This window comes from Blautia sp. MSK.20.85 (genome assembly GCF_013317245.1).
Taxonomy (GTDB): Bacteria; Bacillota; Clostridia; order Lachnospirales; family Lachnospiraceae; genus Blautia_A.
In genome coordinates this window covers 32,309-44,178 of the sequence record NZ_JAAIUN010000030.1, presented here as the reverse complement: position 1 = coordinate 44,178, position 11,870 = coordinate 32,309, and the positions used below count along the sequence as shown (strand labels likewise).

Below are 11,870 nucleotides of genomic sequence, written 5' to 3'. Positions count from 1 at the left end.
TAATAATTCCTGCATAAATAACACCCCTTTTTCTTTTATTTTACTAGAAAAGGGGTGTGTTCACAATTTATTTACTCATGCGTTTGTCGTGATTAATTTACGGTTACTTTACATTTCACAGTTTTGGTTCCGGATTTCACGGTGATCACTGCAGTTCCTTTTGCTTTTGCGGTGATCTTGCCGTTGGAAGCTACAACTGCTACGGATGTTTTGCTGGATGTATAAGTTACTTTTTCCTGGCTTGTTACCGGAGCGAGAACTGGCTGTAATACCCTGCTCTGGCCTTTCTTTAAAGTTACTCCTGCCGGGATTCCGGAGATTTTTGTTGTTTTTACAGTTGTCGGCTGAACAGTAACTTTCACTGTTTTCTTAAGACCACTCTTTAATGTGATCGTGATCGTTGCAGTTCCCTTCAATGCACCGGCTGTAACTGTGCTGGTTCCATTCGTTTTTCCGGATACTGTGACAACCTTTGTATTACTGGATTTCCAGGAAACGATGGAGTCACCGCTTTTCAGGCCGGAAACTTTCAGCACTGTCGTTTTCTGTTTTGTCTTTAAGAGAAGTGAAGTTACGGAAGTTTTCATATATGGTGTTAATTTCTTTCCATAATCTCTGGTCTCTGTTTTCTGACAGGTATCGCAGATACGTGTCTGAACTTCCGGTTTGAATACTGTTGCTGCTGTTTTTGTAGTCCATGCTGTAAAGCTGTGGCCAATTGCAGGAATTTCTTTCTGCTCGCCAAGGATCTTTTTGCAGACACTGCAGTACGGAATTTCCATTCCTTCTTTTTCACAGGTAGCTGCTTTTATCACAAGCATTGTTTCTGTATGACCCAATGCCGGAATCTCCTGCTGCTCTTTCAGAGTTTTTCCGCAGGCTGTACAATGGCTTCCTTCCGTTTTTCCTGGTGTTTCACAGGTTGGCTCTACTGCCTTATCTGTAACCGCTTCTTTATGACCGGTTGCCGGAACTTCTTTCTGTTCCTTCAGTATTTTACCGCAGATAAAACAATGACTTCCTGCCGTTTTTCCTGCCTCCTCGCAGGTCGCTGCTACTGCCGGATCAATGGTTTCTGTATGGCCAAGAGCCGGAATTTCTTTCTGCTCTTTCAGTACTTTGCCGCAGACGGAACAATGACTTCCTTCCGTTTTTCCTGGTGTTTCACAGGTGGCGGCTGTTGCCTCATCGGTTACTTCTTCTGTGTGTCCGGTTGGCGCAATTTTTTCCTGTTCTTTCAGTACTTTGCCGCAGGTCTGGCAATGGCTGCCTTCGGTCTTTCCGGATTCTTCGCAGGTTGGAGCTACGGCTTTATCGATCACTGCTTTATGATCTGTTACCGGAAGCTCTTTATGGCTGTTCAGAATTTTGTGGCAGGTGCTGCAGTATACCAGGGCATTTCCCGGTTCCTGACAGGTCGCTGCTTTGGTTACCATTTCCGCTTCTTTGTGTCCCTGTGCCGGAATTTCCTTCTGGGCTTTCAGGATCTTATCGCAGATCTTACAATGACTTCCCTCAGTTTTTCCTGCTGTTTCACAGGTGGCTTCTATGGCCTTATCAATGACTTCTTTATGTCCAAGAGATGGCGTTTCTTTCTGAACTCTCAGTACTTTACCGCAGACTGCACAATGGCTTCCTTCGGTTTTTCCTGATTCTTCACAGGTTGCTGCTACTGCCTCATCGGTTACTTCCTGATGCTCGATCATCGGAAGTTTTTCTGTTCTGGTTTTCTCGCAGTTTGTACAGGTGTAGCTCTGCTCACCTTCTTCGGTACAGGTTGCTTCTTTGACAATTTCTCCTGCTTCCCAGTTATGACCGGTTGCCGGGATTATTTTCTGCTCTTCTAATACTTCACCGCAGACGGAGCAATGGATTCCCTCAGTTTTTCCATCTTCGGTACAGGTTGGTACTACAGGATCAACCGTTATCGGATCATGGCCTGTCGCCGGAATTTCTTTCTTATCGGTCAGGATCTTATGACAGGTGCTGCAAAATACCATCGCATTTCCTGGCTCTGTACAGGTTGCGGCTTTTGTTACTACTTCGACTTCTGTATGCGGAGATGCCTCAATCTCTTCCTGAGATTCAAACACCTTACCGCAGACAGAACAATGGCTTCCTGAAGTTTTTCCTGGTTTCTCACAGGTTGCATCTTCTGCTTCATCGGTCACGATCGTATGGCCGGTTGCCGGAATTTCTTTTTCATCCGTCAGGATTCTCTTACAGCTGCTGCAGTATACCAGGGCATTTCCCGGTTCCTCACAGGTCGCTGCTTTGGTTACTACTTCTACTTCTGTATGAGCAAGACGTGGAATTCCCTTTCGTGGTTCCAGGACTTTCTGGCATACAGAACAGTAGCTTCCGCCTGTCCATCCCATGGATTCACAGGTTGGTGCGATCTCTGCATCGGCTACTTTTCTGTGGCCGGTTGCCGGAATCTTTTTGTGATAATTTAAAACTTTCTCGCAGGTGCTGCAATATACAAGAATGTTTCCTGCCTCTTCGCAGGTCGCTTCTTTTGTTATGATCTCAGCTTCTTTATGACCCAGTACCGGAATCTCTTTCTGGGCCTTTAAAACTTTCTCGCAGGTCTTACAGTGGCTTCCCTCTGTTTTTCCTGTTTTCTCACAAGTCGGGTCTACGGCCTCGTCGATTACTTCTTTATGACCGGTTGCCGGAACTTCTTCCTGCGCTTTTATAATTTCGTTGCATACAGAACAGCGGATTCCTGCTGTTTTTCCTGCTTCCTCACAGGTCGGTGCTATAGCTTCATCGATCACCTCTGTATGACCCAGGGCAGGGATTTTTTCTGTTTTGGTTCCCTGGCATTTTGTACAGGTGTAACTCTGTTCACCTTCCTCTGTACAGGTTGGCTCACGATGGGATTCTTCTGCTTTCCAGTCGTGGCCGGTTGCCGGAACCACGTCCTGGAATTCGAGGATTTTTCCACAGACAGAACAATGTTTTCCCTCGGTTTTTCCATTTTCGGTACAGGTTGGCTCTACGGCTTTATCAATGACTTCGGTATGGCCTGTTGCCGGAACTTCTTTCTGATCGGTAAGGATCTTATGGCAGGTGCTGCAATATACTATTGCGTTTCCTGGTTCTTCACAGGTTGCTGCCCTGGTTACCAATTCTACTTCTGTGTGACCAGTTGCCGGAATCTCTTCCTGTTCTTTTAAGATCTTTCCACAGATCTCGCAGTGGGTTCCTTCGGTTTTTCCTGCTGTTTCGCAGGTCGCTTCTATTCTTTCATCTGTTACCTCGGCATGTCCACGAGCCGGGATCTCTTCCTGTGCCTGGAATACGAAATCGCATCTGGAGCAGCGGCTTCCCTCGGTCTTTCCAGGTGTTTCACAGGTCGGGTCTATGGCTTCATCCTTTACTTTCTCATGGCCTAAAGCGGAAATACTTTCTGTCATGGTGTTTCCACAGTTCATACAGATCAGTGTACGCTGGCCATCTTCGGTACAGGTTGCTTCTTTTGTAATTTCTTTTTCTGTCCAGCTATGTCCTGTCGGAGGAATTTCCTGCTGCGTCTGAAAAACATATCCACATTCAGAACAGTGGCTTCCTTCTGTCTTTCCCGGTGTCTCGCAAGTCGGTGCTACATATGCATCTTCAACTATCGTATGTCCGGTAGCCGGAATTTCTTCCTGGGCTTTGAGCACAGTACCACAGACAGAGCAATGGCTTCCCTCGGTTTTTCCTGCTGTTTCACAGGTCGCTGCTACACCTTCATCAATCACCACATTATGTTCCTGAAGCGGAATCTCTTCTTCATAAAACTCTCCGCAAAGACTGCAGATCATCTTTTTCAGGCCGGTTTCTGTGCAGGATGCCGGATGTATGATCGTTTCTTCATAAGAATGGTCGTGGTTCGGATCATAATTATAGTACACCGTTGCATGGTTAATATCATCTTCTGTTAAACCATATTTATCCCATTCTGCCTTTGAGCCGGTGTATCGGATCGCGGAAAGGCCACTGCACTCTGCAAAAGCGGTGTTTGCAATATCAGTTACCGTATTCGGGATTGTGATAATATTAAGATTCTCACATGATTTAAACGCATTCTGGTTGATATCAGTTACACTTTCCGGTATTTCAATTCTTCTGATACCGGAGCAATACTCAAATGTGTTATCACTGATTTCTGTAAGCTTCTCTGAAAGTTTCACAGTTTCAAGACTGGAACAACCGGAAAATGCACTGCTTCCAATGTTGCTGACTTTGTCCGGAACTGTAATTTCTTTTAAGCTGCTACAGGAAGCAAATGTTCCACTTCCAATATTTTTCAACACAGCTGGAAGTATTACTTTTTCCAGCGAAGAACACCTTTCAAACGCATTATCACCAATGTTTCTTACATTTTCCGGTATCACAATTTCCTTCAACGCCGTACAATTGGAAAATGTCCCTTCCTGTATATTGATAATACCGCCCGGTAATTCAATACCTGTCAGACTGCTGCAGTTCTGAAATGCTCTCTGATCAATCTCTGTTACTGTTTCAGGGATTGTAACAGTTTTAAGACTTTCGCAGGTATTAAACAGATATTCTGGAAGAGTTGTAACACCTTCCGGAATTGTGATCGAAGTGATTTTTTTGCAATCCCCAAAAGTCTCTGCTCCAAGTTCCTTCAGATCTTTTGGCAGTGTCAGTTCAACAAGATTTTCACAGCCATAAAACGCTTGCCTTCTTATGTACTTTACATTATCCGGAAGCATTACACGCTTTAAGTTCCGGCATCCGTCAAAAGTACCTTCCTGAATTTCACTGATTTCCTCCGGAAGTTCCGCTTTTTTTAGTTTACTGCATTCTGCAAAAGTTCTTTCTCCAATTTTTGTAAGGCTTTCAGGAAATATAACCTCTATAAGGTTACTGCAATTCCGGAACGCCTGGCTGGAAATACTTTTAAGTCCTTCCGGCAAACTTATTTCTTCAAGACTTATGCAGCTATAAAATGCATTTGAACCAATATCTGTAACATTTGTAGAAATTGTAACTTTTTCAATATTATTCCATCCTGAAAAAGCAGATTCTCCTATCTCCGTGATCCCATCTTCTACACTTACTTCAAATATGTAATTTTTATAACTGTTCCATGGCTCCAGAGTATCACTTTGATTCAATATTGCTCCATCGCCTTTAAATACCAGTTTCCCGTCTTTATACAGAATCCAGCTGATCGAGCCATTATAGCCTGATGCACGGACACTGTTATCTTTGTCAATTGCCTCTGTTCTGGTAGATCCGCAGGATTTACAGGTATATGTCCTTTCTCCTGCTTCTGTTGCCGTAGGATATTTGGTTATTTTTCCTTCGTCCCAACTGTGTCCGGTTGCCGGAATTTCTTCCTGTTTCTGATAAACCTCACCACATCCGGAACAATGGCTTCCTTCGGTTTTTCCCGGTTTTTCACAAGTTGGTGCTACTGCTTCGTCAATGACTTTCGTATGGCCTGTTGCCGGAATTTCTTCGGTTTTTGTTTTCTGGCATCTTTTACAGGTGTATTTTTTCTCACCTTTCTCTGTACAGGTTGCAGGAGTGACTTCACTCTCTTCCCAGTCATGTCCCAGCGCCGGGAAAAGTTCCAGCTGTTCCTGAAGGATTTTTCCACATACAGAACAATGACTTCCTTCTGTCTTTCCATTTTCTTCACAGGTCGCCTCTATCGCTTCGTCTTTTACCACTGTGTGTCCGGCAGGTGGAACTTCTTCCTGTTCTTTCAGGATCTCATTACATACAGAACAGTGACTTCCTTCTGTCTTTCCACTTTCTTCACAGGTCGGTGCTACTGCCTCGTCAATAACCTCTTTATGTCCGGCAGCCGGAATTTCCTCTTTATAGGAATCTCCGCAAAGACTGCATACCATCTTCTGGAGGCCTTTTTCTGTACATGTGCTTGCTTCTATGACATGTGGTTCATAAGAATGTTCATGGTTTGGATCGTAATTATAATAAACAGTTGCGTTGTGAATATTGCTGCTCGTTAAACCAAGCTTATCCCATTCTTCTTTTGAACCGGTAAATCTGATAACTGAAAGACCCCAGCTGGAATTAAGAGCCTCTTTACTGATACTTGTTACAGTATTCGGTATAAGAAGAATACTGTTTCCAGCTTCCGAAAAACTGTCTTTTCCTATACTTGTAATTCCTTCCGGTATTGTAACTTCTTCAAGGTGATGGCATCCCATAAACATGCCCTCTGTAATACCGGAAATGTTTTTTGATAATGTTACTTTTCTGAGTTTATGGCACTGACCGAATATTTTTTCCCCAATATTTTTAATGCTGTCTGGCAGCACAATTTCTTTCAGTTCTTCACAATAATAAAATGCCATATCTCCAAGGCTCTCTACACCGTCCGAAATTGTCGCAGTTTCCAGCGCTACGCACCCATCAAAAGCTTCTGCACCAATACTTTTTACACTGCCTGGAATATTAATGGACTGAAGACTGCTGCAATTACCAAATACATTGTCTCCGATCGTTTTTACATTGTCCGGAATATTAATGGACTGAAGACTGCTACAGTGGGAAAATGCACCATTTCCAATATTCTCTATGCTGTCTGACAACGTAACTTTCTGAAGATTTGTACAACCATCAAATAACCCTACCGGTATATCCGTAACTTCAGCTGACAGTACAACCTCCGACAAACTGCTGCAATTACCAAACGCTTCTGTTCCAATACTTTTTACTTTATCTGGTATTGTTATTTCTTCCAGAGACTGACATTGATAAAAAGCATACTGGTCAATATTCCTTACATTATTCGGAATATTAACAGATCTCAGGCTGATGCAGCCATAAAATGTATATTGTTCTATATTGGTAATGTTTTCCGGAAGAACAAGTTCTGATATTTTTTTACAGCCCCAAAATGCTCTTTCTCCGATTCTCGTTACTGTATTCGGAATATTAACACTTTCCAGACTGATACAGTCCTCAAATGTATAGCCTGGAATTGTATATATTTTTTCAGGAATATTTACTTTCGTAAGTTTTTTGCATCCGTAAAAAACGTTTGTCCCCATACTTGACAGACTTTCCGGCAACACAACTTCTGTAAGATTTTCGCAATTCTCAAACTCACCATTTCCAATACTTGCCAGTCCCTCTGGAAGTGTTACACTTGTCAGACCGCTGCATTCCCAGAAAACGCCCCAGTCCATTGTCGCAACTTTATCCGGGATTTTAACGCTCTGCAGTTTCGTACAATATGCAAAAGCCTGCTCCCCAATTGTTATAATACTGTCCGGCAGATCAATGCTGGTAAGACTCACACATTTTGTAAACATGCATTCCGGAATTGCTTTAAGATTTTTCGATAATGTTACATGCTCCAGACTTGTACATTCCTCAAACAGTTTTCTTCCAACTTCTACAACGCTGTCTGCAATTGTAACGTTTTCAAGAATGCCACATCCGAAAAAAGCATAATCGCCAATATATGTAATTCCATCTTCCACTGTCAGACTTGTTATCTGGCTCTTGTAACTGTTCCATGGTACCGATGTTTCACTATAATATGGAGGTACCAGACCATTTCCTGAAATTACCAGCTCTCCGTCCTCATATAAAGTCCATGTAACATTATCATTTACAGCTCCACTGGCCGTAACACTCTTCGCAGTCTGCGTATCTACAGAATCTGCACTCTCCCCATCCGAAAACACATCAATCGCAGCTGCATCCGTTTCCTCTTTTTCCAGAGAGTCACCTCCCTGCATATCCTGCTGAAGTTCTTCTTCATTGGATATCTCATCTGAGATATCATTCTGTCCTGAGCTTCCATCAGGAGCTACATCCGCAATATTATTCTGTTCTGCATTTCCATCAGATGCCGCCTCTGAGATATCTCCCTGCACTGCATTCCCACCAGACGCTGCATCCGCAGTATCACCCTGCGCCATACTTACATCAGATGTCCTCTCTGCAATATCCTCTTGCGCCGCACCTTCGTCAAAATTCCCATCTGCTTCTGCAGATGCCGCACTGGCATTTCCAGCCTCCAGTTGTCCTGCTTCTCCATCTGCTATCCCTCCGGAACTGTCCGTCAGAAATCCCGGATCATCAAAAGCAAAAACCTCTGTCGGAGCCGCAGACAAGACCATCACAGATGACAGCATAACTGCCAGAACCTGTTTCAATTTCATTCCCCATCCTCCTGTCTTTTGTCCAATAAAGCGGACATTCACATTCCGCTCTGCTACATGTATATGAACGCAAACACTTCATAACTTACGTTCACACTCTATATCACAATTCTACCCTACATCCCCAAATAAAGCAAAGCCAAACCAGGCATTTCCGGCAGATTTGGCACTACTGCTGATTGTTTCTGCAAGAATTTGTCTAATTTTTTCAACAGTGTAAATCCCTTCCGACGTAAGTTGATCCTGTCCGGAAGCCAGTTCCATATCCCTGGAACATTCCCAAATAATCTCTTATAAGTTAATCAAATATTCATACTACACATTCGGCATAAAAAAAACACACAGCAGTTTTCATTCCTGCCATGTGTCATTAACTATCATTCCACATCTACATCCAGATCAGATAGATATCGCCATCCAAATTCCACCTTATCATGCGTTTCATACACTCACATCCGTCTCTGCCTGTACATCCACCGCCAAACCATCCGAAAAGCAATGGTCGTCAACGTCATACCTGCAGCCATGCTCGCCGCAAAAAGGATCGTATAAATCCCGTCCTTCTGAAAATTCGCCCAGTCCTTCATCATCATCCAGTTCATAGTACGATACAATGCCGCCCCCGGAATCAACGGAATCGTAGCAGAAACCAGAAAAACCGTAACCGGCGTCTTGTGAACCCTCGCCATACACTCCGCATACAAAGTAATCGCCACCGTTGACCAGAAACCACAGACATATGGACTGGGAGTCACAAACTCCACCGCCAGATAAACCGCCCAGGACAAACAGCCCCCCAGAGCCGCAAACCACAATTTTTTACCATGTATATTAAACAACGCCGCAAAACCAAGCGACCCTGTAAAGGATACAATCAGCTGTATGATCTCTCTCATATTTTTCCTCCATATTCATGGACACACCGTTGTCTCTGTTACCGTTCTTCGCCATGATCACATTTCTGCCTGAACCCCCTCAGAACAACAGATTCGCCGCTGTAAAACCAAGTCCCACAACCAGCGCCAGCAAAATCGACTCCATACACCGGATCAAACCCGTGATCGTATCCCCGGAAAACATATCACGCAGCGAATTAGTAAACGCAATACCCGGAATCAGCAACATAATATTACCAATACTGATCAGATCCGCATGATGCCCCAGCCCGATCAGCACAGTAAGATTGGAAAGGACACCACCCGCTCCACAACACAAAAGCACCGTAAGCAGCGAATTCAGCGCCCCCATTTTCACAAAAGCCTCAAACAACTTCAACGCAATACCGATCAACGCCGAAGCGATCATATCATTAAGATCCCCGCCAAAAAAAACAGAAAACGACCCGGAGATCACCGCATAGATCAAAATCTGCGTCCGAAAAGAATATCCCTTTTTATTCCGGATCACATCCAGCCGCCTCTGAATCTCCTCCGGCTTCGGTCGAAACTCACAGATAAATCTGGAAAGCTGATTCAGATCATCCAGCCTCCCCAGATCATTCGCCATCCCCGGCACCCGCCGCGTCTGCGTACAAATCCCGAAATCCTCACCATAAATCGTCGTCACAATACTGGAAGTAATGGAAAAAACATCCGCCCGGGAAGCACCATAAGCCAGGCAGATACGACGGATCGTATCCTCAACACGCCCAACTTCAGCACCACAGCAAAGAAGCTGCTCCCCAATCGTCATCGCATAATACAAATACTGCTCCGCCTCATCCCTCGTCATCCGGCACACCTCCCTGTACAACTATTTCATCCCCATCTATTTTAGGACAGCTAAATATCAAAAGCAACCAAGTTCCCCACGTTTAAATATTCATTTCTTCTATATTTCCTCAAAGCAACAAACTCCCAACGCCCATCAAGCCGACAACGAAACACCCAATACCTCTAAGCCAACAGCAAAGCGCCCAATACCTCTAAGCCAACAGCAAAGCGCCCAATACCTCTAAGCCGACAGCGAAGCGCCCAATACCTCTAAGCCGACAGCGAAGCGCCTCGGCCCCCACCACCTCCCGTCAGACCACAAGGAAACTCAGCCTTTCCTCCCAGCCGTCCAGCGAAGCGCTGACGGCTCATCCAACCTCCGGGAAACCACTCAACCTCACACCCTAATCCAACCTCCCGAGCAGCCGCCTCATACTCTCCGTCTTGAAACACCAGCTGGCAAGGCGTGTGCTGTCTGGCGACGGCTCTGCAGGAGGGGTGCAGATTTTCAGCGGCTTAGAAGTCAGCCCCCGACGAAGCCCCGGCGCCGGACAGCACACGCCTTGCCAGCGTCCGTACCTTATTATCAAAGAAAAAAGCCGCCCAGACAAACAATCCAGGCGACTCCCAAAATCCAATGCTCAGCTCTATATTCAATTAATCACATCTTAAACCAGCTTGCCACCAAGATCACGGCAGGCAGCCAATCCCTCATCATCAGGAGTATTATTGCAGATAAGCCCCTCATCCTCAACAAGCTCAGCCCCAGCATCCTTAGCTCTGTCGCACCAGGTTCTCATCCATTCACCATCGCCCCAGTCATAGGAACCAAACAGCGCAACCTTCTTACCAGACAGTTTACCCTCAAGATCAGAGAAAAACGGCTCAAACTCACCATCCTCAAGCTCCTCATCCCCCATAGCCGGACAACCAAGAGCCAGAACATCAAAAGAAAGCGCTTTATCCACATCAGCATCAGCCACTTCCATAATCTCAACATCTGCACCAGCAGCCTTGGCACCTTCCTCAACAGCCTGCGCCATAGCCTCTGTGTTACCTGTAGAAGACCAGTAAATAATTCCTACCTTGCTCATCTCAAAAACCTCCTGTTTTAAACTTTATATTATACGCACATCTGAGATGTACAGAGATGCTTCATACCAACAACCTGCAAAATCGAATACCCCGCACGGATCTGCGCCGCAGTAAACTCCCGGCACTTATCATAACTGTCAAAAACCCTGCGAGCCTGCTCCACGTTATCATAAACCTTCCAGTAACCACACATCTTGCAGCCACTGCCCCCGAACTTCCGAAAGCCCTTCACATCCTCAATAGGATACCCCAGAAAAAGCCCGATCTCATGAGGAAACTCCGTCTTATGAAAAAATCTCTCCTTCAAACGGACAATCATCTCATCCAGAGAACCATCTATATTATAGCCATCCTGAAGCAAAAGATTCCTGGCCTCATCCTGCGCCAGATATTCCTGCAGCATATCCGGCCGGTACACCAGAAGTAGATAATGCTTCCTGCATCCACAGATGATCTCCATACGGATACCCTCCCGTTCAAGACCCTCCTTATAATCCGAAATGATCTCCGGTAGCTCCGGCATCCTCTCTTTGGAAAAAGAAACAAGATTCGCCGGTTTCATTCCCATTAAAACAGGGGAACAATGATAACCTATGACAGATTCAAATTTTTCACAAGTCATTTGCATTCTCCTTTACGCTTTAGTTAGATTTCTCTAACTATTGTAAATATACTACTAAAGTTAGTCTCTGTCAACTTATTTTTTTAAAATTTTCAATAAGAATTTTTTACTGATAAAATCCCATCATTATGGGCAAAATATACCTGATAAAACAGTCTGACAGATACTTTTTTTATTTCCGATCAGAGCAGACAAATAAAAATATCCTTACTTCATCTGACCATGTAAAGCAAATATACACAAATATATAATAGAAAATTAGTATAGAATTTT

Annotated in this window: 5 protein-coding genes; all 5 read right to left on the bottom strand. The window is 44.5% G+C overall.

Features of this window, described 5'->3' with window-relative positions; genetic code table 11:
* Positions 1 to 92: 92 nt before the first annotated feature.
* Positions 93 to 8,168, bottom strand: a complete 8,076-nt coding sequence (locus G5B12_RS13735) for a leucine-rich repeat protein (protein WP_174088501.1) — start codon at positions 8,166 to 8,168, stop codon at positions 93 to 95.
* 449 nt (positions 8,169 to 8,617) lie between these two features.
* Positions 8,618 to 9,064, bottom strand: a complete 447-nt coding sequence (locus tag G5B12_RS13730; RefSeq protein WP_021975922.1) for a threonine/serine exporter family protein — start codon at positions 9,062 to 9,064, stop codon at positions 8,618 to 8,620.
* A 79-nt stretch (positions 9,065 to 9,143) separates the two neighbouring features.
* Positions 9,144 to 9,899 carry a threonine/serine exporter family protein gene (locus G5B12_RS13725; protein ID WP_021975923.1) on the bottom strand — a complete coding sequence of 252 codons (756 nt, stop codon included), beginning with the start codon at positions 9,897 to 9,899 and terminating at the stop codon, positions 9,144 to 9,146.
* Between the two features lie 649 nt (positions 9,900 to 10,548).
* Positions 10,549 to 10,974 (bottom strand): flavodoxin, encoded by a 426-nt coding sequence (locus G5B12_RS13720; protein ID WP_119248193.1) that lies wholly within the window; start codon positions 10,972 to 10,974, stop codon positions 10,549 to 10,551.
* Between the two features lie 29 nt (positions 10,975 to 11,003).
* Positions 11,004 to 11,597 carry a DUF3793 family protein gene (locus G5B12_RS13715; protein ID WP_021975925.1) on the bottom strand — a complete coding sequence of 198 codons (594 nt, stop codon included), beginning with the start codon at positions 11,595 to 11,597 and terminating at the stop codon, positions 11,004 to 11,006.
* Between the last annotated feature and the right edge of the window lie 273 nt (positions 11,598 to 11,870).

Bases quoted from the DNA above. Each gene is read 5' to 3' on its own strand.
- G5B12_RS13730 (WP_021975922.1), bottom strand. From the start codon at position 9,064: ATGAGAGAGATCATACAGCTGATTGTATCCTTTACAGGGTCGCTTGGT.
- G5B12_RS13725 (WP_021975923.1), bottom strand. From the start codon at position 9,899: ATGACGAGGGATGAGGCGGAGCAGTATTTGTATTATGCGATGACGATT.
- G5B12_RS13715 (WP_021975925.1), bottom strand. From the start codon at position 11,597: ATGACTTGTGAAAAATTTGAATCTGTCATAGGTTATCATTGTTCCCCT.
- G5B12_RS13735 (WP_174088501.1), bottom strand. From the start codon at position 8,168: ATGAAATTGAAACAGGTTCTGGCAGTTATGCTGTCATCTGTGATGGTC.
- G5B12_RS13720 (WP_119248193.1), bottom strand. From the start codon at position 10,974: ATGAGCAAGGTAGGAATTATTTACTGGTCTTCTACAGGTAACACAGAG.